General features: G+C 72.4%; 22 protein-coding genes and 1 tRNA gene. 17 read left to right on the forward strand and 6 right to left on the reverse strand.

Features of this window, described 5'->3' with window-relative positions; translation table 11 throughout:
- The first annotated feature begins 303 nt into the window (after positions 1-303).
- The 3 genes from ACFVVU_RS25370 to ACFVVU_RS25380 are packed head-to-tail and all read left to right on the forward strand — an operon-like array spanning position 304 to position 4279.
- Positions 304-2397, forward strand: a complete 2094-nt coding sequence (locus tag ACFVVU_RS25370) for a helix-turn-helix transcriptional regulator (RefSeq protein WP_380680878.1) — start codon at positions 304-306, stop codon at positions 2395-2397.
- Complete coding sequence (locus ACFVVU_RS25375) at positions 2394-3371, forward strand: hypothetical protein (RefSeq protein WP_380680875.1); 978 nt, start codon at positions 2394-2396, stop codon at positions 3369-3371. Before ACFVVU_RS25370 ends, ACFVVU_RS25375 begins: the two co-directional genes overlap by 4 nt.
- The gene (locus ACFVVU_RS25380; protein ID WP_387792382.1) at positions 3368-4279 is read left to right on the forward strand and encodes a DUF6339 family protein; all 912 of its coding nucleotides are present in this window, start codon (positions 3368-3370) and stop codon (positions 4277-4279) included. Before ACFVVU_RS25375 ends, ACFVVU_RS25380 begins: the two co-directional genes overlap by 4 nt.
- 56 nt (positions 4280-4335) lie before the next feature.
- On the opposite strand, the gene ACFVVU_RS25385 is transcribed toward ACFVVU_RS25380, so the two are convergent.
- The 5 genes from ACFVVU_RS25385 to ACFVVU_RS25405 form a co-directional block, all read right to left on the reverse strand.
- The gene (locus ACFVVU_RS25385) at positions 4336-5502 is read right to left on the reverse strand and encodes a DNA cytosine methyltransferase (RefSeq protein WP_387792384.1); all 1167 of its coding nucleotides are present in this window, start codon (positions 5500-5502) and stop codon (positions 4336-4338) included.
- Positions 5503-5512: 10 nt separating this feature from the next.
- On the reverse strand, positions 5513-6472 hold the full coding sequence (locus tag ACFVVU_RS25390) for a DNA cytosine methyltransferase (RefSeq protein WP_380680866.1): 960 nt from the start codon (positions 6470-6472) through the stop codon (positions 5513-5515).
- Between the two features lie 82 nt (positions 6473-6554).
- On the reverse strand, positions 6555-6950 hold the full coding sequence (locus ACFVVU_RS25395; RefSeq protein ID WP_387792437.1) for a very short patch repair endonuclease: 396 nt from the start codon (positions 6948-6950) through the stop codon (positions 6555-6557).
- A 133-nt stretch (positions 6951-7083) separates the two neighbouring features.
- On the reverse strand, positions 7084-8745 hold the full coding sequence (locus tag ACFVVU_RS25400) for an APC family permease (RefSeq protein WP_387792386.1): 1662 nt from the start codon (positions 8743-8745) through the stop codon (positions 7084-7086).
- A gap of 246 nt (positions 8746-8991) precedes the next feature.
- Positions 8992-9079: transfer RNA gene (locus tag ACFVVU_RS25405), tRNA-Leu, on the reverse strand.
- A 281-nt stretch (positions 9080-9360) separates the two neighbouring features.
- Between ACFVVU_RS25405 and ACFVVU_RS25410 the strand changes: the two genes are divergently transcribed.
- Complete coding sequence (locus ACFVVU_RS25410) at positions 9361-9873, forward strand: ATP-binding protein (RefSeq protein WP_380680860.1); 513 nt, start codon at positions 9361-9363, stop codon at positions 9871-9873.
- A gap of 14 nt (positions 9874-9887) precedes the next feature.
- On the opposite strand, the gene idi is transcribed toward ACFVVU_RS25410, so the two are convergent.
- A complete protein-coding gene (gene idi / locus ACFVVU_RS25415) occupies positions 9888-10601 on the reverse strand; it encodes an isopentenyl-diphosphate Delta-isomerase (protein ID WP_380680857.1) in 714 nt (237 codons plus the stop codon).
- Positions 10602-10964: 363 nt separating this feature from the next.
- Here idi and ACFVVU_RS25420 point away from each other — a divergent pair, with 363 nt between their 5' ends.
- The 13 genes from ACFVVU_RS25420 to hpnH all read left to right on the forward strand — a co-directional run bounded on the left by ACFVVU_RS25420 (position 10965) and on the right by hpnH (position 25384).
- Complete coding sequence (locus tag ACFVVU_RS25420; protein WP_380680854.1) at positions 10965-11720, forward strand: sugar phosphate nucleotidyltransferase; 756 nt, start codon at positions 10965-10967, stop codon at positions 11718-11720.
- On the forward strand, positions 11708-12781 hold the full coding sequence (locus ACFVVU_RS25425; RefSeq protein ID WP_380680851.1) for an iron-containing alcohol dehydrogenase family protein: 1074 nt from the start codon (positions 11708-11710) through the stop codon (positions 12779-12781). The genes ACFVVU_RS25420 and ACFVVU_RS25425 overlap by 13 nt, the downstream gene beginning before the upstream one ends.
- A gap of 91 nt (positions 12782-12872) precedes the next feature.
- On the forward strand, positions 12873-13610 hold the full coding sequence (locus tag ACFVVU_RS25430; protein WP_380680919.1) for a CDP-alcohol phosphatidyltransferase family protein: 738 nt from the start codon (positions 12873-12875) through the stop codon (positions 13608-13610).
- Positions 13611-13732: 122 nt separating this feature from the next.
- On the forward strand, positions 13733-14578 hold the full coding sequence (locus tag ACFVVU_RS25435) for a glycosyltransferase family 2 protein (protein ID WP_380680916.1): 846 nt from the start codon (positions 13733-13735) through the stop codon (positions 14576-14578).
- 152 nt (positions 14579-14730) lie between these two features.
- The gene (locus ACFVVU_RS25440; RefSeq protein ID WP_380680848.1) at positions 14731-15666 is read left to right on the forward strand and encodes an ABC transporter permease; all 936 of its coding nucleotides are present in this window, start codon (positions 14731-14733) and stop codon (positions 15664-15666) included.
- 64 nt (positions 15667-15730) lie between these two features.
- A complete protein-coding gene (locus ACFVVU_RS25445; RefSeq protein ID WP_380680913.1) occupies positions 15731-16507 on the forward strand; it encodes an ABC transporter ATP-binding protein in 777 nt (258 codons plus the stop codon).
- A gap of 287 nt (positions 16508-16794) precedes the next feature.
- Positions 16795-17802, forward strand: a complete 1008-nt coding sequence (hpnC, locus tag ACFVVU_RS25450) for a squalene synthase HpnC (RefSeq protein WP_380686110.1) — start codon at positions 16795-16797, stop codon at positions 17800-17802.
- A gap of 41 nt (positions 17803-17843) precedes the next feature.
- Positions 17844-18701, forward strand: a complete 858-nt coding sequence (gene hpnD / locus ACFVVU_RS25455) for a presqualene diphosphate synthase HpnD (protein ID WP_355373810.1) — start codon at positions 17844-17846, stop codon at positions 18699-18701.
- A gap of 166 nt (positions 18702-18867) precedes the next feature.
- Positions 18868-20304 carry a hydroxysqualene dehydroxylase HpnE gene (gene hpnE / locus ACFVVU_RS25460; RefSeq protein ID WP_387792389.1) on the forward strand — a complete coding sequence of 479 codons (1437 nt, stop codon included), beginning with the start codon at positions 18868-18870 and terminating at the stop codon, positions 20302-20304.
- 170 nt (positions 20305-20474) lie between these two features.
- A complete protein-coding gene (locus ACFVVU_RS25465; RefSeq protein WP_380686106.1) occupies positions 20475-21563 on the forward strand; it encodes a polyprenyl synthetase family protein in 1089 nt (362 codons plus the stop codon).
- A gap of 7 nt (positions 21564-21570) precedes the next feature.
- Complete coding sequence (gene shc / locus ACFVVU_RS25470) at positions 21571-23664, forward strand: squalene--hopene cyclase (RefSeq protein ID WP_380686104.1); 2094 nt, start codon at positions 21571-21573, stop codon at positions 23662-23664.
- The gene (locus ACFVVU_RS25475) at positions 23661-24356 is read left to right on the forward strand and encodes a 1-hydroxy-2-methyl-2-butenyl 4-diphosphate reductase (RefSeq protein WP_380686102.1); all 696 of its coding nucleotides are present in this window, start codon (positions 23661-23663) and stop codon (positions 24354-24356) included. Before shc ends, ACFVVU_RS25475 begins: the two co-directional genes overlap by 4 nt.
- A gap of 2 nt (positions 24357-24358) precedes the next feature.
- Complete coding sequence (gene hpnH / locus ACFVVU_RS25480; RefSeq protein ID WP_355373792.1) at positions 24359-25384, forward strand: adenosyl-hopene transferase HpnH; 1026 nt, start codon at positions 24359-24361, stop codon at positions 25382-25384.
- Positions 25385-25461 lie beyond the last annotated feature (77 nt).

The raw sequence follows: 25461 nt of genomic DNA on the forward strand, positions 1-25461 counted from the left end.
TCCCCTCCGACGATGATGCGGGAGCCCCTCCCGCGAGACACACTTCACCCCTGAACAGCCGTGGCTGAAGGGGAAGTTGAAACCCCCGTGGCCGATGAACCTACTCGGTCGACGGTCGCGCTGTCGAGCCCCTTCCGGCGAGATCCAAAACTTCTCGACCGGCGACTGCTGGCGCTGCGACGATCATGCAGTGTCAAAGCGCATTTGACAAGCTCGTCACTGTCAATCGAAGTGATACTCTGATGGCTCAAGATCCGCCCGCACGGGGCGGACGGCCACCGAATGCGGTCGGGAGAGGGGTCGATGGAGGACGAACACTTCGGTGCGTGGCTGGGGCGCCAGCTCCGCCGCGCCGGGATGTCGCAGGCCGAGTTCGCCGAACAGCTGGGACTCACCAGGGCAGCGGTGTCGGCATGGGTCACCGGGCGGGCACGGCCCCGGCCCGACCTCATGCCCAGGATCGCCGAGCTGCTGGGCACGGACGTCGCCACCCTGGTCACTCGGGACACCGACGCGGGAACGACCGGGCCGGTCCGGTGGCACCACCGCCTCGCCCACCAGGACGGCGGTCGGGAGTACGGCAACGCCGCCGCGTTCGCCTTCGACGCCAACCTCGCCGTCCTGGCGCGCGAGGCGACCCAGAACAGTCTCGACGAGCGGCTCGACGCGACCCGGCCGGTCAGGATCCGGTTCACCCTGCACGAGCTGACCGGAGAGCACCTCCACTCCTTCCTCCGGGCGCTGCACTGGGACGCCATCGAGCCGCACTACGACGCGGCCGCGCGGTCCCGCCAGAAGGTCGGCCGGGTGGTGGCCGAGGGGCTGCGCGGCCTTCGCGGCCTCGGCGACGAGGAACCGTCGCTGCTCCTGCTGCGGATCGACGACTACAACGCGTCCGGGCTGACCGGCCCCGAGTACGGCGACGGGCGATTCGCCGCCGTGGTCCGCCGCCAGCTCGACAGCCACAAGAGCAGCGACCGGGCGGGCGGGTCGTACGGTCTCGGCAAGGCCACGCTGTGGGCGGCGAGCCGGTTGGGGCTGGTGCTGATCAACAGCACCCTGTCGGCAGCGCACGAGGGGCGCACCGCCCGGCGCGTGGTCGGCAGGCTCGACCTGCCGTGGCGGACCGTCGACGATGTCGCGTACGCGGGGCCCGCATGGCTCGGCGAACCCGATACGGAGAAGGAGCACGAGGGGGTCTCACGGTCCTGGTGGGCGGACGAGAGGACCGTGGCCGACCTCCACCTCGATCGCGACGGGGAGGACCCAGGGACATCCTTCCTCATCGTCGGGGCGCACGACGCCGCAGGTAACTGCACCACGTTGCAGGAGATGCAGACCGCGCTGGTCACCGCCCTCGCCGACAACTTCTGGGCTGCCATGACGGCGGGCCGCTCGACCCCCGCCCTCCTGGAGGCCTCGGTCCGGGTCCTCCACAACGGGGAGGCCGTCCTGCCGGAACGATCGGTCGACCCCCGTGAGCACCGACCCGCGCTCACCCATGCCCTACGGGCCTACCTCGACGGCGACACGGTGGAGGAGCTCACCGCCGCCGACCAGGTCGCCGCGGTGCGGGTGGCCCTGGACGTCCCGGCACTGCGATCCGACGGGCGCCGGGCCAAGGGGTTCACCCACGAGGCGGTCCTCCTCGTCACCCCGGCCGACGACTCCGACGAGGAACACAGCCGGATCGTGTGCATGCGCGGCACCCGGATGACCGTCACCTCCCGACGGCCGCGCAACCTCGGTCTGGGGGCGGACCCGTTCCAGGCCGTGCTTCTGGCGGGCTACGCCACGGGGGAGGACGACGCGGCGGTGCACGCCGGCGAGGCCTTCCTGCGTGCGGCGGAACCGCCCGAGCACGACCGTTGGGGTACGACCGAGGACCTGACGGCCACCTATGCCAACGCGCCGAGGAAGCTCACCGACTTCAACACGGCGATGGACGCGGCCCTGCGTTCGATCGTGGGCCGCCGGGTGGACCGACAGGAGTCCGCCGGACCGGAGGTGCTCCGCAACCTGCTGCGCCTCGACCTGCCGGCCGCCGCCGCGCGCCGGGTGGAGGGGCACCCCGTGGTGGAGCGGACCCGCGGGCGGGTCGACGCCTCCGGCGCCTGGACGCTGGACGTGGTGCTGAAACTCCCGCCGCGGGAGGATCCGTGGCAGTTGACGCCGGTCGCCAAGTTCGACGTCCGGTCCGGTGGGCGTCCGTCGCTCAAGTGGGCGGAACTGTCGGCCGTCGAGAACTGCCGGATCGTCGACGGCCGGATCCTCGTGGATCCGGAGGCCCGCACGGCCAGGTTCGCGGGCATCACCGCCATCGGCAGTCATCCGGTCGCCGCGGCCCTCGCCGGTGTGATCGTGGAGGTTCAGCAGGCCCGGGAGGTCACCCAGTGAGCACCGTCTACCCCTACCCGACCCTGCTCGGCAGGATCGACGTCTCGATCCGTCGGGCGAGCATCGACGGCAGGGAACTGCCCTTCTCCTACGTCTCCGAACGTGAGCACGTCGTCGCCCTGCACCAGGTGGACCGGAACGACTGGCGCGAGGGGGTGCTCGAACTCGAGGTCGCCGCGCCCGGCGACGAGCTGGCCGACGGGCCGTGGGCGGCGGTGACCTGTGTCGCCGTCCTGACCGAGGGGGCCACCAACGCCCGAAGCGTCACACGACTCGAACGCAGCCGCACCGACCGCCGGTGGCGCGGCGAAGTGGTGGTCCGCCGGAGCTCGCACGTGGCGCGTGCGACCCTGCAGGTCAGCCTGGTCGGCAGCTACGACGGCATCGACGGCCGGGTCATCGGGACCGCCGACGAGCCGTGGTACGTCGACCTCCTCGCCCGGACCCCGCTCCGTCGCCGCGAGATCGAGATCCGTCAGGAGGACTTCCGGGACGGCCCGCACGAGTGGCTCCATCAGTACAGGGACGCTCCGTGGTTGGTCGAGACCACGGGCGACCTGCCGGTGGTGTTCCTCAACACGTCCTTCGAGGGTCTGACCGAACTGCTCAACACCCCACGCGGCCCGCTGGAGAAGGCCACCGCCGGCCTGGTGGCGGCCCAGGTCGCGGGGGAGGCGTGGACGGCCATGTTCCATGCCGCGCTCGGTGACGTCGAGTCGGACGAGGACGGTGTCCCGCGATTCCCCGACGGCTGGCGGGAGGCCGCGCTGCGCGCCATGCTGCCGGACGTCCTCCCAGGTCGACCTCCCGCCGAGGCCCTGGCCGAGGCGCACACGCGGCGGTGTGAGGGGCACGGCTGGGCCGAGCTCCAGTCCCGGATCCAGTTCGCGGCCGCCCGCCGGGCCCAGGTCCCCAAACAGCTGACCACGGCCGTCCGCACCGTCACGCGCAACCAGGAAGGTGCAAGCCGTTGAACCGCCCCGGAAGTCACACGCCCGAGCGGCTCGCCCTGTTGTCCCCGACCGTCGCCGCCAAGTACCTGACGATCGGGGTCCGGGCCGGTCGGGAGCAGCTGCCCCAGGTCGCGCTGATGCGCGCGAGCGAGGCGATCGACGACGGCTCCGGCCGCTGGGACACGGCCCCGGTGCGGGAGTTGCTCGACGAGGCGGTCCGCCGTTTCGACGACTCGTCCACCGATGCCGACGCCTGGCTGGCTCCCCGGCTGCACGCGACGCTCCGCATGACGCGGGCCGAGGCGGCCGGGCCGGGCGTGTGGAACTTCCTCGCCCTGGTCGTCGCACCCGATTACGTCCTGTGGCGTCACCTCCCGCGAGGGGAGTCGAAGGACGGTGAGCCACGAACGGTCAGCGCTCCTCGATTCACCGGCATCCACTACACGCAGGCCTTCGCCCGCCTGTGGTGGGCGGCGGAGTTGTTCCGTGACGGCGGCGACTACCGTCCGGTCGAGATCGCCTGCCGCAACCAGGACATGCTCAACACCGCGATGCGTCTGGACGCGATCGACCACCGTCCCACCGCCCTGGCCATGGTCCGGGTCCTGAAGGGGCTTGCCGAGTCGGGCGCCAATCGGCTCGGCGACCGGGTCAACGCCCTCTGCACCGCGGTGAACGCGGCCGGAAGCACGTTGATGTACGACGTGATCGCCCACGACGACCTGCCCGATCCGGACGCCCTGGCCGGCTGGATCGACGATGCGGACACGGACCCTGCGGTTCCGTGGGACCGGCTCCCCGACGGTCCGCCCGAGGAATCGGTGCGGCGCGACGCGGTGGACCACCTGGCCCGGATGTTCCAGCAGTTCTCCGAGCATGCGCCACTGCGGGACCGCGGGCGCAAGCACGAGGCCGAGGCGACACCGTGACCGACGGGTGGGGCGGCTCCTTCCGCGAAGGAACCGCCCCACCCCGGAGCACCGACTCAGACCAGGACGGCCGCTGCTTCCTGCTGCTCGGAAGCGACCTTCTGCTTCCACTCGTCCACGGAGTACATCGCGGGCCCATCGGTCGAAGGTCCCCAGACGTCGAGCTTCTTCAGCGCCATCTGGATGTCCTCCGGCCCGCGACGGAGGGCCGCGGCCAGGACGTGGACACCGAGGCGGGGCGGAATGGCGTTGCCGATCTGCTGAGCCTGGTCCTTGCCGGACCACGGATAGTTCGCCGGAAAGGTCTGGAGGGCGCCGGACTCGGGCAGCGTGAAGCGCTCGCGCTCCTTCGGGACGGGGACCGGAACGCCGGGGCGCTCCAGCCAGTTCCGGGAGACCTTGCCGGTGACGGTGAAGGCCGGTTCATCGTGACTGCGGCGACCGCGGGCCGCAGGGTCGCCGCCGGTGCCGTAGTTCGACACCACCTCGTAGGGCGTCGGGACGTTCTTGAGCGTTTCCCCCATGGTGACCCAGCGCTGCAGGCCGGTGCCGTGAGCCTTCTTCGCCGTGCTCTTGTGGAATCGTCGATGAGTGGGCTGCGGGAACTCCACCACGTCGCCCAGGACCGAATCCTCCGGACGCTTGCGCGCGATCAGGATGGCGCGTCGCCGGGTCTGGGGTACACCGAACTCCTCGGTGTGCAGGACGTCGCATTCGGCGCTGTAGCCGCGCGCCTCCAGGATGCGCTTGTACTCCTGCCAGACCGGAAGCACGGCCGGCACCTGCTCCAGCACGATCGTGGTGTAGCCCCGGTCGTTGTCGAGCGCGTCGAGCGCCCACCGCAGCGGTTCCAGGACGAGGCCGGTCCGTTCGTCCTCGAGGGCGTCGAGCTCGCCCCGCACGTCCTCGCCCTTGGCCATCCGCCGGGCGAAGTCGAGCACCTGGTCCAGTGCCTGCCGGCCCGCGCCCTTGCCCGCGACCGTGAAGGTCTGGCACGGGGGGCCACCGGCGAGCACGTTGGCGTCGAAGTGGCCGGGATCCAGCGCACGGACATCGCCCTGCACTGTGGCCAGGCCGGCCGCGGCACGGGTTCGGCACGCGTTGTCGTCCCACTCCACACCCGTTGCCGGAACACCCAGTACGTGCGCGGCCATGTCCAGGCCGCCGGGACCGGCGAAGAGATCAACGATCTTGAATTCAGGGGTGGTTTCGGGCGAAGACATGGTGTCGATCCTAGCCCGCCAGCACCGTGGCGATCGAACGGCCGACGGCCTCGGCCAGCGGGGGAGGCATGGCGTGCCCGATCTGGCGGTACGCGGGCGTCTTGGGACCGTGGACGACCCAGTCCTCCGGGATGGCCTGGATCGTCGCCGCCTGACGGAGGCTGATCCTCGGAATGCCGTCGAGGGGAAAGTCGGCGTTCGGGGGGCCGTCGCTGAGACTCTTCCCTTCGACGCCCAGCGATGCCCAGGCCCGCTTGGTGCCGGTCGGACCGAGGTCCGGGCCGCCGTGGTTTCCGGACCCGCCGACGAGGGCCGGTGCCGGGCTGTCGGCGCGTTGGGCCCACCGCTCCGCGCCGGCCCAGCCGCCGGCCGCCATCGAGGCACGGAGAGCCTGTCCTACAGTGGGCGGCGGACCGTCGGTCCGCCTGGGCCAGACGAAGTCGGCCCCGCCCCGTTCGGCGAACGCGACGAGAAAACCGCTCCTGCGTTTCTGGGGAACACCGAAGTGCACGGCGTTCAGGACCTCCCAGTGCCACCGGTAGCCGGCGTGGGCGAGTTCCTCCTCGATCCAGCTCCGGTCCTCGGCGAAGGTGTCCTTCTCGACGAGATCCGGGAGATTCTCCAGCATCAGCGCCTTCGGCCGGACGGCGGTCGTCAGCAACACCGCCGCACGCAGAATCCTGCGCTCGGCGTCGTTCCCCGTTCGTCGGACGGCCGCGGCCGACCTGACCCGAGGCAGGCCGCCGCTGAGGAGGTCCACGTCGTAGGTCTGGGTGTGGTCGGCCGGATCGAAGTCGACGACGTCCTCGCACCGCACGTCCCAGAGCGGCCGGTTCAGCCGGACCGTCCTGCACGCGTTGTCCTCGTTGTCGATCAGCATCACGGGGTCGAATCCCGCCCGCTCCAGTCCGAGAGCCTGCGCGCCGACCCCGGAGCAGATCTCCAGCGACGTGAACCTGTGGGACCTCAACACACCACCTCCGTGAGCCGTTCGGCCCAAGACTAGATGTCGGTGCCGACAGCGGGGCCGGCGGCCCGATCGGGTGGGTGGGTCAGGGGTTGTCGAGCGGGGCGGGGCCGTCCGGCCGCAGACGGGCGTAGACCGTTCTGGCTATCTCGCCGGCGGCTTCGTGCTCCCAGAAGCGCAGGACGGTCCAGCCGGTGTCGACGAGGTGCTGCGTGGTCTCCCGGTCGCGGGCGACGTTCCGGTCCAGCTTGGTGCGCCACCACTCGGCGTTGGCCTTGGGGCTGGTCGCGTGCTCGGGGCAGCCGTGCCAGAAGCAGCCGTCGAGGAACACCGCGACCTTCGGCCCGAGGAACAGGATGTCGGCGGTCCGACGGGGCATTCCCGGGACCTTGGCGTTCACGCGGTAACGGAGCCCCCATCGGAAGAGGAGCTGTCGGACGGCCACTTCCTGAGCGGTGTCACGGGAGGCCTGCCGGCTCATACGGGCCGCGACGGAAGGGGAGGACGCAGCGGGCGACATGTGATCCAGTATTCCGTACGGCCCTGACAACGCCGCAGGGGTGTCGTCCCGGAAGATCCCGGAACGACACCCCTGCGGACGACTGCGGCGGGCCTCAGACCCGGGAGGCCGTGCCGGTTTCCGGGGCGCGGGGTGCCTGGTCGGCGGCGCCTTCGGTTTCCGTCAGCTCGCGCTTGACGGCGGCCAGCGAGGGGTTGGCCCAGGCGCTGCGCACGCCCCAGGCGTAGAAGACCAGGGCGATGGCGGCGACGACCAGGAGGTCCCAGCCCTCCGGCAGGTAGCCGTGGCCGCCGAAGTCGGCGGAGCCGGCCCAGGAGACGCCGGCCATCACGAACAGGTAGGCGATCATCCAGGCGCCCGCCTTGAGGTGCGGCTTGAGCTCGGCGAACGGCTTGCGCAGCTCGTACCAGGCCCAGATCGGCAGGCCGGCGGCCATCAGCAGGATGACCTTGCCGGTGAGCGGCCAGCGGGCCCAGTAGAGCACCAGCGAGCCGAAGATCATGGCGACCGGGGCGATCACCGGCATCGCGCGCAGCCGGACCGGGCGCGGCAGCTCGGGCGCCAGGCGGCGCAGCGCCATCACGGCGACCGGGCCGGTGATGTACGAGATCACGGTGGCCACCGAGACGATCTCGGCGAGCGAGCCCCAGCCGCGGAAGACCGCGAGGAAGCCGAAGGCGACGACCAGGTTGAGCACCAGCGCCGGGCGCGGGATGCCGGTCCGGCGGTCGACCCTGCCGAAGACGGACGGCAGGTGGCCGTTCTCCTGGACGCCGTGGATCATCCGGGAGGTGGTGGCGGCGTAGATCATGCCGGTGCCGCTGGGGGAGACGAAGGCGTCCGCGTACAGCAGCAGCGCGAGCCAGTTCAGGCCCCAGGCGACGGCCAGGTCGGCGAGCGGCGAGGTGTAGCCGAGGCCGCTCCAGCCGTTGCTCAGGTCGGCGGTCGGCACGGCGCCGAGGAAGGCGATCTGCAGCGCGACGTAGATCACCAGGGCGATCAGGATCGAGCCGATCACCGCCTTGGGCAGCGACTTGCCGGGGTTGCGGGCCTCACCGGCCAGGTTGAGCGGGGACTGGAAGCCGTTGAACGCCCAGACGATGCCGGACACGGCCACCGCGGTGAACACCGCGCTCCAGCCGTTCGGGGCGAAGCCGCCGTGGTCGGTGAAGTGCTTGGTGTCGAAGTGCGCGAGCAGCAGCGCGCCGGCGGTGACCGTCGGGACGACGAGCTTGAACACCGTGATCGCGGTGTTGGTCTTGGCGAACAGCGTGATCGCGAACCAGTTCAGCGCGAAGTACACCAGCAGCAGCACGCTCGCCAGCGCCACACCGCTGACCGACAGCTCCTGCCCGTCGTACAGGCCCTTGGCCCAGCCGAAGTCCCAGGAGCTCATGTACTGCACCGAGGCGGTCGCCTCACCGGGGATGACCGAGACGATGGCGATCCAGTTGGCCCAGGCGGCCAGGTACCCGGCCAGCGAGCCGTGCGAGTACTGCCCGTACCGGACCATGCCGCCGGCCTTGGGGAACATCGACCCCAGCTCGCTGTAGGTGAGCGCGATGGTCAGGGCGACGGCCGCCCCGATCACCCAGGCGACGATCGACGCCGGCCCGGCCAGCCGCGCCGCCCGCTCGGCCCCGAAGAGCCAGCCGGATCCGATGATCGACCCCAGGCCCACGGCGGTGAGGCTGATGGTGCCGAGCGAACGGCGGTAGTGCTGATGGGATGCCGTTGTCGACTCGGGGTCACTCACCGTATCGGTCCTCTGTCTCATCATGTCATTCGGTTTTCCGGACAAACGGAGACAGCCTAAGCGGCCAAATCGGGCGAAACCTCAGATAACCCTCAAATGCGACACAAAACACCCGATCGTTGTCATCTCGTGTCCGAACCATCGTGCCGTGGAGGCGGGCTGCGGAAGGGGCGGCGACAGGCGGTCCGAAAGGGTGAAAAAATAAAATCCCCGTGGGATCTCTTTCGAGTTCCCACGGGGAATCCATGGTGTCCGAGGGGGGACTTGAACCCCCACGCCCGATAAAGGGCACTAGCACCTCAAGCTAGCGCGTCTGCCATTCCGCCACCCGGACCGGGTGTGTGCTTCGGGGGATTTCTGCTCGCCCCCTCGGCGACAGAGAGAACATTACCAGGGTTTCGGAGTGCTTCTCACCTGCGTTTCCCCGGTCGGGATGGTGGGGGGCCGTGGGATGGGTCGCAGGTGTGCGCGAAGCGGTGGTTCGTCGGCGGTAAACGGTCGAGTTGCGGACGGTGAACGGTCGGGAACGGGCAGGGGTGGTCCGACACGGGCAACTTGTCGACGGTGCCCCGGCCGCCGGGGCGGCTCTCCTAGCCTCTGTGGACCGAGGGCGCCATGAGCGGAACGCCTGATTCCCGGGTCGCGGACGAAGGACGGCTGGACGTGGAGCGGATCAGCGAGGAAGAGGCGGCGGCGCGGGGCGGGCCCGCCGAGGGGGTGTGGCGGTTCACCGTGCCCGCCGAGCAGGCCTCGGTGCCGCGCACCCGGCACGCGGTGCGCGACCGGCTGCTGGCCCAGGGCCTGGCGGAGATCCGCTACCAGGAGCTGGTGGACGACCTGCTGCTGATCGTCTCGGAGCTGGTCGGCAACGCGGTGACGCACGCCGCCGAGCTGTCGCCGGAGGTGACCACCGAGCTGGCGGTGCGCGACGGCTGGGTACGGGTCTCCGTCGAGGACGGCGACCCGTACCGGCCGAAGGCCCTGGCGGCCGACACCGGGCGCACCGGCGGGCGGGGGCTGCTGCTGGTGAAGAGCGTCACGCTGCAGGCCGGCGGGGTCTGCGACGTGGAGAAGGCGGGGGAGGGCGGCAAGGTCATCTGGGCCTCGCTGCCGCTCCCCCGGAGCTGACGGTCGGAGCAGGTCTACCAGGCGTTCCCGGCGATCTCGCGGATCCCCGGCAGGGCGGCCTCGAACACGGTCCGGAACCACACCGAGAACGGCCGCTCCGCCTCCAGTGCGCGCAGCTCCTCGGCGGTCACGAAGGCGTAGTCGTCCACCTCCTCGGGCGCCGGCCGCACCGGCCCGGTGACCAGGCCCACGAACAGGTGGTTCCACTCCCGCTCGATCAGCCCGGACGCCTCGTCCGGCAGGTCGTAGCGGACCGTGCCCGCCTCGCACAGCAGCGCCGGGGCGACACCCAGCTCCTCCGCGGTCCGCCGGGCGGCGGCCACGAAGGGCTGCTCGTCGGGGTAGGGGTGGCCGCAGCAGGTGTTCGACCAGACGCCGGGGGAGTGGTACTTGCCGAGCGCCCGGCGCTGGAGCAGCATCCGGCCCTGCCGGTCGAAGAGGAACACCGAGAAGGCCCGGTGCAGCCGGCCGGGCTGCTGGTGGGCCCAGAGCTTCTCCGCGGTGCCGATCGTCACGCCCTCGTCGTCGACCAGCTCCAGCAGGATCTCCTGCTGGGCGCCGGAGGGCCGCGCGCCGCTGTCCACGTCCGTCTCGACGTCGAGACCGGTGTCGAGGCCGGTGTCCACGCCGGAGTCGAGCGACCCCCCGGCGTCGGTGTCGGCGTCGGAGCCGGGGCCGGTCCGCGGGTCGAGGTGGGTCGGGCGGTCGGTCGGCAGGCTCTGGGGCATGAGGCCTCTTTCGGCAGCTTCGGGAGCACTTCGGGAGCACGGGGAGCAACCACGGCTCGCACCGGTGGCGTCGCGCCCCAGTCTGCCGTACGGGTGGCACCGCGCCGAGGTCCGACGCACAACCGGGCGGGAAGGGGGCGCCCGGTGGCCGGGGAGTGGCGCCGCATTAGCAGAGTTGTTCGGAATGTGTTCGATCTGTGTTCGACGCTCCGGCCGCGTTCGGGCTGGTCGCCGTGGTCGCCTACCATCACATAGGACACCGCGGCCGCATCTCGGCGGCCGCGGCGCGCCATCGCCGGTCACCCGGAGACTCCCGGTAGCCGCGCGCGGCCGCGCACCGCACGACGGATCAGGAGACCTCGCATGATCGGCCTCGTTCTGGCAGCCGGCGCCGGCCGCCGACTGCGCCCGTACACCGACACGCTGCCCAAGGCGCTGGTGCCGGTCGACGGGGAGCGGACCGTTCTGGACCTCACCCTCGGCAACTTCGCCGAGGTCGGCCTGCGTGAGGCGGCGATCGTCGTCGGCTACCGCAAGGAGGCGGTGGAGGAGCGCAAGGACGCCCTGGAGCGGAAGTACGGCGTCAAGCTCACCCTGGTCGAGAACGACAAGGCCGAGGAGTGGAACAACGCCTACTCGCTCTGGTGCGCCCGCGACCTCTTCACCGAGGGCCTGCTGCTCGCCAACGGCGACACCGTCCACCCGGTCTCCGTCCAGCGCACCATGCTGGAGGGCAACGCCCGGCTGGCCGCCGAGGGGCGCGAGGCCGGCATCCTGCTCGCCCTCGACACGGTGAAGCGGCTCGCCGACGAGGAGATGAAGGTGGTCGTCCACCCGACCGCCGGCATGCGCCGCATCACCAAGCTGATGGACCCGGCCGAGGCCACCGGCGAGTACATCGGCGTCACCGTGATCAACCCGTCCGCCGCCGCCGACCTCGCCGACGCGCTGCGCGCCACCTACGAGCGCGACCCGCAGCTGTACTACGAGGACGGCTACCAGGAGATGGTCGACCGCGGCCTGCGGATCGACGTCCAGCCGATCGGCGAGGTCTCCTGGGTCGAGGTCGACAACCACGACGACCTGGCGAAGGCGCGGGAGATCGCGTGCCAGTACTGACCCGGCTGGTGCCGTCGCCGGTCTTCGTCGAGATCCGCCCGGGCGCCCTGGACGCGCTCGGCGGCATCCTCGCCGACCAGCGGCTGTCCGCCTCGGGCCGGATCGCGGTGGCGATCAGCAACGGCTCGGGCTCGGTGCTGCGCGCCCGGCTGGAGCCGGCGCTGCCCGGCGCCGACTGGTACAGCGTCGAGGACGGCAGCCTCGACAGCGCGGTCCGGCTGGCGGACGAGATCCGCGGCGGCGTGCACGGCGGCCACTACGACACCGTCGTCGCCCTGGGCGGCGGCAAGATCATCGACGTCGCCAAGTACGCCGCCGCGCGGATCGGCCTGCCGCTGGTCTCCGTCCCGACCAACCTGGCCCACGACGGCATCTGCTCGCCGGTCTCCACCCTGGACAACGTGGGCGGACGCGGCTCCTACGGGGTGCCCAGCCCGATCGGCATCGTGATCGACCTGGACGTGATCCTGGGCGCCCCGCCGCGCTTCGTCGCGGCCGGCATCGGCGACATCGTCTCCAACATCTCGGCCTGCGCCGACTGGGAGCTGTCGCACGCCGAGACCGGCGAACCGGTGGACGGACTGGCCGTCGCGATGGCCCGCTCGGCGGGCGAGAACCTGCTGCGGCACCCGGGCAACCTCCAGGACCGGGGCTTCCTGACGGCCCTCGCGGAGGCACTGGTACTCTCCGGCATCGCGATGAACATCGCCGGCAGCACCCGGCCCTCGTCGGGCGCCTGCCACGAGATCTCGCATGCCCTGGACGTGCTGTACCCCAAGCGGTCCGCCCAGCACGGCGAGCAGGTCGGCCTCGGGGCCGCCTTCGCCAGCTTCCTGCGGGGCGAGCGCGAGCTGACCGGCCTGATCGTGGAGCGCCTGGCGCACCACGGACTGCCGGTGACCGCCGCTCAGATCGGCTTCACCGAGGCGGAGTTCACCGAGGCGGTGCACTACGCTCCGAACACCCGGCCGGGCCGCTTCACCATTCTTGAGCACCTCGACCTCTCCCCCTCCGCAATCAGGGACGCGTACGCCGACTATGTCCAAGCCGTCAACAGCTGACCGCTCCGCCGCGGGGGCCGCGCCACCGCCGGTGGACCTGACCCGCCGGCCCTCGATCGAGGAGCTGCGCGCGGTGATCCACCCGGAGGGCATGCTCCAGCGCCGGAGCGCCGAGCACTGGGCCGGACGGCTCTACATGCGGCGGATCTCGCTGCGGATCACCCGGGTGCTGTCCACCGTGACGGCGATCACGCCCAACGGCCTGACGTACCTGATGATGGTCACCGGCATCCTGGCGGGCGCCGCGCTGGTCGTCCCGGGCATCGCCGGCGCGGTGCTGGCGGCCCTGCTGATCCAGGTGTACCTGCTGCTGGACTGCGTGGACGGCGAGGTGGCCCGCTGGCGCCGGCAGACCTCGCTCACCGGCGTCTACCTGGACCGGGTCGGCCACTACATGTCCGAGGCGGCGCTGCTGACCGGCCTCGGCCTGCGCGGCACCGACCTGCTGCACCGCGAGGGCGCCGCCGCGCACTGGGAGTGGGCCTTCCTCGGCACCCTGGCCGCGCTCGGCGCGATCCTGATCAAGTCGGAGACCGACCTGGTCGACGTCGCCCGCGCCCGCAGCGGCCTGACCGCGGTCGAGGACAGCGCCTCGGTGCCGCGCTCGGCCGGCGTCGCCCGGGCCCGCCGGGCCGCCTCGTTCCTCAAGTTCCACCGGCTGGTCGGCGCGGTCGAGGCCTCGCTGTTCATCCTGGCCGCGGGCGTCGCCGACGTCCTCCACGGAGGCCTGTTCTTCACCCGGGTCGCGGTGGTCGTGCTGGCCGCGATCGCCATGCTGCAGACCGTGCTGCACCTGCTGAGCATCGTCCTGTCGAGCAGGCTCCGGTGACCGACGTGAAGGGGAACGACGTGAAGGGGAGCGACGTGACGGCCACCGGAACGACCGGGAGCACCGCGCCGGGCGGCACGGCCGGCGCCGACACCTTCCGGCTCGGCGCGGTGATCATCACCATGGGCAACCGCCCGGACGAGCTGATCGCCCTGATCGATTCCGTCCGCGCCCAGCAGGGCCCGGCCGTCGAGCTGGCCGTGGTCGCCAACGGCGCCCCGATGCCCCCGCTCCCGGAGGGCGTGCGCGCCGTCGAGCTGCCCGAGAACCTCGGCATCCCGGGCGGGCGCAACGTCGGCATCGAGCTGTTCGGCCGCAACGGCCGTGAGGTCGACGCGGTGCTGTTCCTGGACGACGACGGCCGGCTGCCCGGCACCGACGCGGCCCGCCTGCTGCGCGAGGCCTTCACCGCCGACCCGGAGCTCGGCATCGTGAGCTTCCGGATCGCCGACCCGGACACCGGTGTCACCCAGCGCCGGCACGTGCCCCGGCTGCGCGCCAGCGACCCGCTGCGCTCCTCCCGGGTGACCACCTTCCTGGGCGGCGCGAGCGCGGTGCGGTGCGCCGTCTTCGAGAACGCCGGCCAGCTGCCCGGCGAGTTCTTCTACGCGCACGAGGAGACCGACCTCGCCTGGCGCGCGCTGGACGCCGGCTGGGCCATCGATTACCGCGCCGACGTGGTGCTGCACCACCCCACCACCTCGCCCGCCCGGCACGCCACGTACTTCCACAACGTGGCCCGGAACAGGGTCTGGCTCGCGAGGCGGAACCTTCCGGGCCTGTTGGTGCCTCTATACCTGGGAACCTGGTTCCTGCTCACGCTGGCCCGTCGGCCCTCCCCGGAGGCCCTCAAGGCCTGGCTGGGCGGGTTCAAGGCGGGCTGGCGCGAACCCTGCGGTGCGCGGCGGCCCATGCGATGGCGTACCGTGTGGCGCCTGACCCGGCTGGGCCGGCCGCCGGTCATCTGATCCGTCCGACGACCGTACGGTAGGACGGTCGTCATGGCCGGTGACCACAGACCGGCCGCACTCCCCCCGATATCCGAGTGGATCCTCCTCGGGGCAGGCCGGCGGACCCCCGCCGACCGGCCCGCCCCGACGATCCCGCGCGAAGGACGAATGTGTCGACAGTGAGTGAACCCGTCAGCCTCTCCGCCCCGAGGGGGGCGGACGCGGGCCTGACCCCCAAGCAGCTTGCGGACAAGTACGGTCTGACGGTGAGCGGCAGACGGCCCGGCCTGTTCGCCTACACCAAGCAGCTCTGGGCCCGCCGTCACTTCATCTGGGCCTTCGCCACCGCGCGCCTGGTGGCCCAGTACACCGACGCCAAGCTCGGCCAGATCTGGCAGGTCGTGACGCCGCTGCTGAACTGCGCGGTGTTCTACCTGGTCTTCGGCGAGATCCTGAAGAACAAGGACGACAACCCGTACTACGTCGCCTGGCTCTGCATCGGCGTCTTCATCTTCCAGTTCACCCAGAACGCCGTGCAGTCCGGCACCCGGGCGATCTCGGACAACCTCGGGCTGATCCGGGCGCTGCACTTCCCGCGCGCCTCGCTGCCGGTCGCGTTCACCGTGATCCAGCTCCAGCAGCTGCTGATCTCGATGGTCGTGCTGTTCGCCGTGGTCCTGATGAACGGCATCGAACCCGGCCGCACCTGGATCCTGGTCGTGCCCGCGCTGGTGCTGCAGTCGATGTTCAACACCGGCGTCGCCCTGATCTTCGCCCGGATAGGCGCCAAGACCAGCGACATCTCCCAGCTGATCCCGTTCGCGATGCGCGCCTGGCTGTTCCTGTCCGGCGTCATGTACAGCATCTCGGACAAGATCAAGGAGTGGCCGCCGTTCTGGCAGAAGGTGATGGAGCTCAACCCGGCCTCGGTCTACATCGACCTGGTCCGCCACGCGCTCGCGCCGATCATCTACAACAAGCACGAGAAGGTCTTCCTGGAGTTCCCGGCGCACCAGTGGAAGTACGGGATCGCCTGGGGTGTGGGCATGCTGGTCATCGGATACGTCTTCTTCTGGAAGGCTGAGGAGGAGTACGGCCGTGGCTGACACCGACGTGCGCGGGACCGACGACCTGCGCAAGGACCTCAAGGACGCCCGTCCGCGCCGCAAGGTGTTCGACGCCGACGTGGCCCGCGACCCCACCGTCGTCGTCGACGACGTGCACATCGTCTACCGGGTGCACGGCGCCGGCTCCGGCAAGGGCAGCGCCACCTCGGCGCTGAGCCGGATCATCAGCCGCAAGCGCGGCTCCGGCGTGCGCGAGGTGCACGCGGTCAAGGGCGTCAGCTTCACCGCGTACAAGGGTGAGGCGATCGGCCTGATCGGCTCCAACGGCTCCGGCAAGTCCACCATGCTGGCGGCCATCGCCGGCCTGCTGCCGACCGAGAAGGGCGGCATCTACACCAACGGCCAGCCCTCGCTGCTCGGCGTCAACGCCGCGCTGATGAACGAGCTGACCGGTGAGCGCAACGTCGTCCTCGGCTGCCTCGCCATGGGCATGTCGCCGGCCGACGTGAAGCGCCGCTACCAGGAGATCGTCGACTTCTCGGGCATCAACGAGAAGGGCGACTTCATCTCGCTGCCGATGCGCACCTACTCCTCCGGCATGGGCGCCCGCCTGCGCTTCGCCATCGCCGCGGCCAAGACCCACGACGTGCTGCTCATCGACGAGGCGCTGGCCACCGGTGACCAGGCCTTCCAGGCCCGCAGCAAGAAGCGGATCGAGGAGCTGCGCGAGCAGGCCGGTACGGTCTTCCTGGTCAGCCACGACAACGCGTCGATCCGCGAGACCTGCGAGCGGACCATCTGGATCGAGGCCGGCGAGCTCATCATGGACGGGCCGACCGAGGAGGTCGTCCGCCGCTACGAGCGCGGCGAGCGCCCCTGACGGCGGACCGGACCGCGCAGGACCCCGCGCAGGGGCCGGTCCCGGAGGAGATCCGGGACCGGCCCCGCCGTCGTTCGTGCGCCCCCGTCCCGCCCCGTCGTGCCCCGGGTGGCCCGCCGCCGCCCGGGTGAGCGCCCCGTGCGCCGGGCGAGGCGCCCTTCTCCGGCGCGGCCGTTGGTGTCAGGCTGTAGGCGCGGGGGTGGTGTGCCGGACGTGACTCCCGTGGTCGGACGCGTGTCCGACTCGGGCCGGTCACCGGAGCGGTGTAGAACGGGGGAGTGACAGCAGTGTCGGCTTCGGCCCAGCCCAACAGTGATTCCCCGCCCGCGGAGGGTGCCGCGGGAGCGGCGACCCTCGCCAAGGCGAGCGCGGAGAACTTCCCGGTCGCCCCGTTCTTCCTGCCCGCCGCGTGGCGCGACGACCTGATGACGGTCTACGGCTTCGCCCGGCTGGTCGACGACGCCGGTGACGGCGACCTCGCCGACCCGGCCGGCACCGCCGCACTGCTCGGCGTGCCCGCCCCGCCCGCGGCGCCCGCCCCCGCGGCCGGGCCCGCCGCCGGCCCGCACCGGCCCGGCCCCGAGGAGACCGCCTTCCGGCTCGCCCTGCTGGACGGCCTGGAGCGCGACCTCGACCGGGTCTTCGAGACGGCCCTCGCCCCGTCCTCGGCCGCGGAGGCCCCCCGCCACCCGCTGATGCGCCCGCTGGTCCCGCTGGTCGACCGGCACGGCCTCACCCCGGAGCCGTTCCGCCGGCTGATCCAGGCCAACCGGGTCGACCAGACCGCCGACCGCTACCCCCGCTACGACGACCTCCTGGAGTACTGCACGCTCTCCGCCGACCCGGTCGGCCGCCTCGTGCTCGCCATCGCCGGCGTCTCCACCCCCGAGCGGGTGGCGATGTCCGACGCCGTCTGCACCGCCCTGCAGATCGTCGAGCACCTCCAGGACGTCGCCGAGGACCTCGCCCGCGGCCGGATCTACCTGCCCGCCGAGGACCTGGAACGGTTCGGGGTCACCGAGGAGGACCTCGCCGCGCCGGGCGCGAGCCCCGCCGTGCGGCGGCTGATCTCCTTCCAGGTGGACCGGGCCCGCACCCTGCTCGACCGCGGTGCGCCATTGGTAGGTACGGTTCGGGGGAGGCTTCGACTGCTCCTGGCGGGATTCACCGCAGGTGGCTACGCGGCCCTGGCGGCCGTCGAGGACGCCGGGTACGACGTGCTCGCCCAGCAGGCGAAGCCGGACAAGCGCCGCCTCGCAGCGAAGGCGGCGGCCATCTTCGCGAAGGGAAGGTGAACGCCCGAGTGGCGGCATCACCACTGGCGTCGGCGCCGGTCATGGCGGCGTACCGGTACTGCGAGGCAGTGACCGGGCTGCAGGCCCGCAACTTCAGCTACGGCATCAGGTTGCTGCCGGAGCCGAAGCGGCTGGCCATGTCGGCCCTGTACGCGCTCGCCCGCCGGGTGGACGACATCGGCGACGGCGACCTCCCGGACGACCGCAAGGCCGAGGCCCTGCTGCGCACCCGCGAGCTGCTCGACGAGATCCGGGCCGGCTCGGTCGCGGAGGACGACACCGACCCGATCAAGGTCGCGCTGGCGGACGCGGCCCGGCGGTTCCCGATCCCGCTCGGCGGCTTCGACGAGCTGATCGACGGGGTCGAGATGGACCTCAAGGGCGCCGAGTACCAGACGTACGAGGAGCTCAAGGTCTACTGCCGGTGCGTGGCCGGGGCGATCGGGCGGCTCTCGCTCGGCGTGTACGGCTGCGACGACCCCGAGCGCGGCGCCCGGTACGCCGACACCCTCGGCCTGGCGCTCCAGCTCACCAACATCCTGCGCGACCTGCGCGAGGACGCCCTGAACGGTCGCACCTACCTGCCGACCGAGGACCTCGTCCGGTTCGGCTGCCAGGAGGGCTTCGCGCAGTCCCGGCCGCCGGTCGGCGCGGACTTCACCGGCCTGATCGCCTTCGAGGCGGCCCGCGCCCAGGCGGCCTTCGAGGAGGGCCTGCGGCTGCTGCCGATGCTCGACCGCCGCAGCCGGGCCTGCACCGCCGCGATGGCGGGCATCTACCACCGGCTGCTCGGCCGGATCGCCGCCGACCCGGAGTCGGTGCTGCGCGGCCGGGTGTCGCTGCCGGGCTGGGAGAAGGCGTACGTCGCGCTTTCCGGGCTCGCCGGGGGGCGTTCTTGATTCTTGCCACAGTTCTGTCACGCTGTGTCAGCGGGGAATCACTTTTGGGTAGAGCCCTGTTGACGGCTGTGCCGGATCCGACCGCACCGGTCCCGGGTCCGACCGCATTGACCACGGGCGCTCCGGCCGTGACCGGACCGGGCGCGGGACGCGAGGGGGAGGTCCGATGACCGGGCGAGCCGACTCCGCGCGCCCGGCCGCCGTCGTGGTCGGCGGCGGCCTCGCGGGCATCACCGCCGCTCTGCGGCTGGCCGAGGCCGGCCACCGGGTCACCCTCGCCGAGGGCCGTCCCCGGCTGGGCGGCCTGGCCTTCTCGTTCCGGCGCGGCGAGCTGACCGTCGACAACGGCCAGCACGTCTACCTGCGCTGCTGCACCGCCTACCGCGGCCTGCTGGAGCGGCTGGGCGCGGGCCGACTGGCGCATCTCCAGGACCGCCTCCAGGTGCCCGTGCTGGGCGTCTCCGGGCCCGCCGGCGCACCGGTGCGCACCTTGGGCAAGCTGGAGCGCGCCGCACTGCCGGTGCCGCTGCACCTGGCCGGCAGCCTGGCCGGCTACCCGCACCTGAGCCCGGCCGACCGGGCCCGGGTGGTGCGCGGCGCCCTGGCCCTGCGCCGCCTCGACCTCGCCGACCCGGCGCTGGACGAGGTCTCCTTCGCCGACTGGCTGCGGTCCCACGGCCAGAACGATCGCACCCTGGCCGCGCTGTGGGACCTCGTGGGCGTGGCGACCCTGAACGCCCGCGCCGACCAGGTGTCGCTGGCGCTGGCCGCCATGGTGTTCAAGACCGGGCTGCTGTCCGACCCCGGGGCCTCCGACATCGGCACGCCCAGCGTCCCGCTCGGCGTGATCCACCACGACCGGGCGCTCGCCGAGCTGGAACGCGCCGGTGTGAAGGTGCTGCTGCGCGCCCGGGTGAGCGAGCTCAAGCCGGCCGTCCCGCAGCACGCCGTCCGGCTGGAGGGCGTCGACGAGCCGCTCGCCGCCGACACCGTGGTGCTGGCCGGTGCCCAGGACACCGCGGCGGCCCTGCTGCCGCCGGACGCGGTCCCCGGGCAGGAGCGGCTGGCCGACTTCGGCACCGCGCCGATCCTGAACGTGCACGTGATCTACGACCGGCGCGTCCTGCGCAGGCCGTTCTTCGCCGCGCTCGGCTCGCCCGTCCAGTGGGTCTTCGACCGCACCCGGCACTCCGGCCTGGCCGGCACCGGGCTCGGCGCGGCCCACCCGGACGCCCAGTACCTGGCGCTGTCGCAGTCCGCGGTGCAGGACGAGATCGACCTGCCGGTCGCCGAGCTGCGCCGACGCTACCTGCCGGAGCTGGCCCGGCTGCTGCCCGCCGCCGGCGGCGCCGAGGTGCTGGACTTCTTCGTCACCAGGGAGCGCACCGCCACCTTCGACCCGGCCCCGGGCACGGCGGCGCTGCGGCCCGGCCCGCGCACCGCCGTCCCCGGCCTGCTGCTGGCCGGCGCGTGGACGGCCACCGGCTGGCCCGCCACGATGGAGGGGGCGGTGCGCAGCGGCCACGCCGCCGCCGACGCGGCCCTCGCCGCCGAGGGCCGGCGCCGGCCCTCGGACCGCGGCGACGGGAGGTGGCCGCGGTGACCGGCGCCCAGCGCACCGGGGACCGCGGCGAGCCCGCCAGAGCCGGCGCCCACCGCTCGGGTCCCGGGGGCGCGACCCCCCGTGCCGGCCGTGGCCCCAACGGCCGCACCACCACCGCCAGCGTCCGGCCGTCCCACGCGGCCAGGCACCACCAGGGAGAGGGAACGTACGTGGAGTCACGCATCGGCACGGCCGTCGGAGGCACGGCACATGCCGAACCGGTCTCGGTGCCGGAGCTGCTCAACCGCACCCGCGCGCTCTGCACCCCGCCGCTGAGGGCCGCCGTCGCCCGTCTGGCGGAACCCATGAACACCGTCGCGGCGTACCACTTCGGCTGGATCGACCGGGACGGCACGCCGGTCGCGGGGGACGGCGGCAAGGCCGTCCGCCCGGCCCTGGCCCTGCTCTCGGCCCAGGCCGCCGGCGCCCCGGCGGAGGCCGGTGTGCCCGGCGGGGTCGCTGTTGAACTGGTGCACAACTTCTCCCTGCTCCATGATGATCTGATGGACGGTGACGAGACCCGGCGCCACCGGGCCACTGCCTGGACGGTCTTCGGCCCGTCCCAGGCGATCCTGGTCGGTGACGCCCTGGCGACGCTCGGTACGGAGGTGCTGCTCGACGCCGCGACCACGGGTGGCGCGAGCCCCACCGATGCCGCGCGCGCCGTCCGGCTGCTCAACACCGCCAGCCGCCGGCTGATCGACGGCCAGGCGATGGACGTCGCCTTCGAGCAGCGGGACACCGTCACGGTCGCCGAGTGCCTGGAGATGGAGGGCGGCAAGACCGCCGCCCTGCTCTCCGCCGCCTCGGCGCTGGGCGCCGTCCTGGCCGGCGCCGACGACCGGGTCTCGGACTCCCTCCAGCGCTTCGGCGAGCACCTGGGCCTGGCCTTCCAGGCGGTCGACGACCTGCTCGGCATCTGGGGGGCCACCGAGGTCACCGGCAAGCCGCACTGGGGCGACCTGCGCCAGCGCAAGAAGTCCCTGCCGGTCGCCGCCGCCCTCGCCGAGGGCGGCGAGGCCTCCCGCGAACTGGCCGAACAGCTCGCCGACCCCAAGGGGCGCGGCGAGGAGAGCGAGACCGAGCTGGCCGCCCGCGCGCTGCTGATCGAGAAGGCCGGCGGTCGCGCCTGGACCCAGGAGGAGGCCCGCCGCCAGCACACGACTGCCCTCGCCGCGCTGGACGAGGTGCCCATGCCCGATGTGGTGCGCGAGCACTTCGTCGCACTCGCCGAATTCGTGGTGGTACGAGAGAGGTGACGTTACGTTGACAGCAACCGCGGACGGCCGGCTCGACCCTGAGTACGATTCCGAGCCGGTCGCGGTGGGCGGCCTCCCCCCGGCGCTGCTGAGCGCCGGGCGGTGGCAGCCCGAGGGATCCGCCCCGGACGCCCCGGCCGGCCGGACCGATCAGCAGCAGGACGGGGCCGCCTCCGCCGAGGAGGCACTGGCCCGTGCCACCACCCACCTGCTCTCCCTGCAGAGCTCCGAGGGGTGGTGGAAGGGCGATCTGGAGACCAACGTCACCATGGACGCCGAGGACTTACTGCTCCGGCAGTTCCTCGGGATCCTCACCGAGGAGCAGACCAAGGCCACCGCCGAGTGGATCCGCTCCCAGCAGCGCGAGGACGGCACCTGGTCCACCTTCCACGGCGGCCCGGCCGAGCTCTCCACCACTGTCGAGGCGTACGTCGCCCTGAAGCTCGCCGGCGACGACCCGAACGCCCCGCACATGCTGGCCGCCGCCCGTTGGATCCGCTCCGCCGGAGGCATCGCCGCGGCCCGGGTGTTCACCCGGATCTGGCTCGCGCTCTTCGGCTGGTGGCCCTGGGAACGGCTGCCCGAGATGCCGCCGGAGATCATGTTCCTGCCCAAGTGGCTCCCGCTGAACATCTACGCCTTCGGCTGCTGGGCCCGGCAGACCATCGTCCCGCTGACCATCGTCTCCGCCCACCGCCCGGTGCGCCCGGCGCCCTTCCCGCTCACCGAGCTGCACACCGACCCGGACGACCCCTACCCCGCCCGGCCGATGGCCCCGGCCACCAGCTGGGACGGCCTGTTCGAACGCCTCGACAAGGTCCTGCACGCCTACCACCGGCGCGCGCTGCGCCCGCTGCGCAGGCTCGCGCTCTCCCAGGCCTGCCGCTGGATCGTCGAGCGCCAGGAGGCCGACGGCTGCTGGGGAGGCATCCAGCCGCCCGCCGTCTACTCGCTGATCGCCCTGCACCTGGAGGGCTACGAGCTCGACCACCCGGTGATGCGGGCCGGCCTCGCCTCCTTCGACCGCTTCACCGTGCACACCCCCGACGGCCGCCGCTGGCTGGAGGCCTGCCAGTCCCCGGTCTGGGACACCTGCCTGGCCACCGTCGCCCTGGTCGACGCCGGCGTACCGGCCGACCACCCGGCGCTGGTCTCCGCCGTCGACTGGATGCTCGGTGAGGAGATCACCAAGGCCGGCGACTGGTCCGTCCAGCGGCCCTCGCTCGCCCCCGGCGGCTGGGCCTTCGAGTTCGAGAACGACACCTACCCGGACATCGACGACACCGCCGAGGTGGTGCTCGCGCTGCGCCGGGTCGCCCACCCCGACCCCGCCAAGGTCGCCGCCTCCGTCGACCGGGGCGTGCGGTGGAACCTCGGCATGCAGTCCAAGAACGGCGCCTGGGGCGCCTTCGACGTCGACAACACCAGCACGCTGCCGAACAAGCTGCCGTTCTGCGACTTCGGCGAGGTCGTCGACCCGCCGTCCGCGGACGTCACCGCCCACGTCGTGGAGATGCTCGCCGCGGTCGGCCGGGCGCACGACCCGCGCACCCGGCGCGGCGTCGAGTGGCTGCTGCGCAACCAGGAGGCGGACGGCTCCTGGTTCGGCCGCTGGGGCACCAACTACATCTACGGCACCGGCTCGGTGCTGCCCGCCCTGGTCGCGACCGGCGTCCCCGCCGAGCACCCGGCGATCCGCCGGGCGGTGCGCTGGCTGGAGGACCGCCAGAACGCCGACGGCGGCTGGGGCGAGGACATGCGCTCCTACGACGACCCGGCGCGCTGGGCCGGGCGGGGCGAGTCCACCGCCTCGCAGACCGCGTGGGCGCTGATGGCGCTGCTCGCGGCCGGCGAGGGACCGGACGGCCGGGCCAACGCGGCGGTGGAGCGCGGCGTCGACTGGCTGGTGCGCACCCAGCTGCCCGAAGGCACCTGGGACGAGCCCCAGTTCACCGGTACCGGCTTCCCGTGGGACTTCTCCATCAACTACCACCTTTACCGGCTGGTGTTCCCGGTCACCGCGCTCGGCCGCTACCTGCACGGCAACCCCGCGGTCGGCCGCCCGGCCGGGGGCCCCGCCGGGATCGGGGCGTCCCGGTGACCGCTTCCCCGCTGCTGGTCCTGTGCGCGCTCGGCCCCGAGGTGTGGGCCCTGCGCGGCGGGGACTGGCGCGGTGCGGCGGGCGGCCCGCCCGTCGTGGTGCGGACCGGGGTCGGCCGCCGCCGGGCCTCACTCACCGTCAGAAGGCTGCTCACCGCCGCCCCGGGCGGCTACGGCGCCATCGTGGTGGCCGGCTTCGGCGCCGCCGTCGCGCCGGGAATAGCGCCCGGCGAGGTGATCGTTGCCGACGGGGTGCGTGATGCCGAGGGGAACCACTTCGCCGTCGATTCCGGCCCGGCGCTCACCCGGGCCCTGACCGTGCGCGGCCTGACCGCGCACACCGGCGTGCACCACACCGCCGACCACGTGGTGCGCGGCCTGGAGCGGCGCGCCCTGCACCTGCAGGGGGCGCTCGCCGTCGACATGGAGGCCGCCGCCGTACTGGCGGCCCTGCGCGAAATGCGCCCCGGCCTGCCCGCGGCCGTGCTGCGGGTGGTCGTCGACACGCCCGAGCGCGAGTTGCTGCGCCCGGGAACCCTGCCGGCCGGGGTCCGCGCCTGGCGCACCCTGCGCTCCACGGTGCCCGCCCTGGTCGACTGGCACCTGCGCGACGACCGGCCGCCGCGCGGCCGCCCCGCGCCCGCCGCCCTGAACCACCCCACATCCTCGACGCTCCCCCAGGAGGCGAGCTAGCCATGGCCATGCCGCTGCGCCAGACCGTGCGGGTCGGCACCTACCTCATGCAGCAGAAGCTCAAGCGGCGCGACAAATTCCCGCTGATCGTCGAACTGGAACCGCTCTTCGCCTGCAACCTGGCCTGCGAGGGGTGCGGCAAGATCCAGCACCCGGCCGGGGTGCTGAAGCAGCGGATGCCGGTCGCCCAGGCGGTCGGGGCGGTCCTGGAGTCCGGCGCCCCGATGGTCTCGATCGCCGGCGGCGAGCCGCTGATGCACCCGCAGATCGACGAGATCGTCCGGCAGCTGGTCGAGCGCCGCAAGTACGTGTTCCTCTGCACCAACGCGCTGCTGCTGCGCAAGAAGCTCGACAAGTTCAAGCCCTCGCCCTACTTCACCTTCACCGTGCACATCGACGGGCTGCGCGAGCGGCACGACGCCTCGGTGGCCAAGGAGGGCACCTTCGACGAGGCGGTGGCGGCGATCAAGGAGGCCAAGCGGCGCGGCTTCCGGGTGACCACCAACTCCACCTTCTTCAACACCGACACCCCGCAGACCATCATCGACGTGCTCGACTACCTCAACGACGAGCTCAAGGTCGACGAGATGATGATCTCCCCGGCGTTCGCCTACGAGAAGGCACCCGACCAGGAACACTTCCTCGGCGTCGAGCAGACCCGCGAGCTGTTCCGCAAGACCTTCGCCGGCGGCCGGCGGCGGCGCTGGCGGCTCAACCACAGCCCGCTCTTCCTGGACTTCCTGGAGGGCCGGGTCGACTTCGAGTGCACCGCCTGGGGCATCCCCAACTACTCGCTGTTCGGCTGGCAGCGGCCCTGCTACCTGATGGCCGACGGCTACGTGCCGACCTACCGCGAGCTGATCGAGAAGACCGACTGGGACAAGTACGGCCGCGGCAAGGACGCCCGCTGCGCCAACTGCATGGCGCACTGCGGCTACGAGCCGACCGCCGTCCTCGCCACCATGGGCTCCCTCAAGGAGTCCCTGCGGGCGATCACCGAGACCGTCGGCTCCACCCGGAGCCGCTGAGCGCACCCGTCGGCGGCCGGCGCACCCCGCCGGCCGCCCCGTCCGGCCCGGGCCGCCGACCCGGGCCGGGCCACCCC

The sequence above is a fragment of the Kitasatospora sp. NPDC057965 genome, from assembly GCF_042887135.1.
Lineage (GTDB): Bacteria > Actinomycetota > Actinomycetes > Streptomycetales > Streptomycetaceae > Kitasatospora.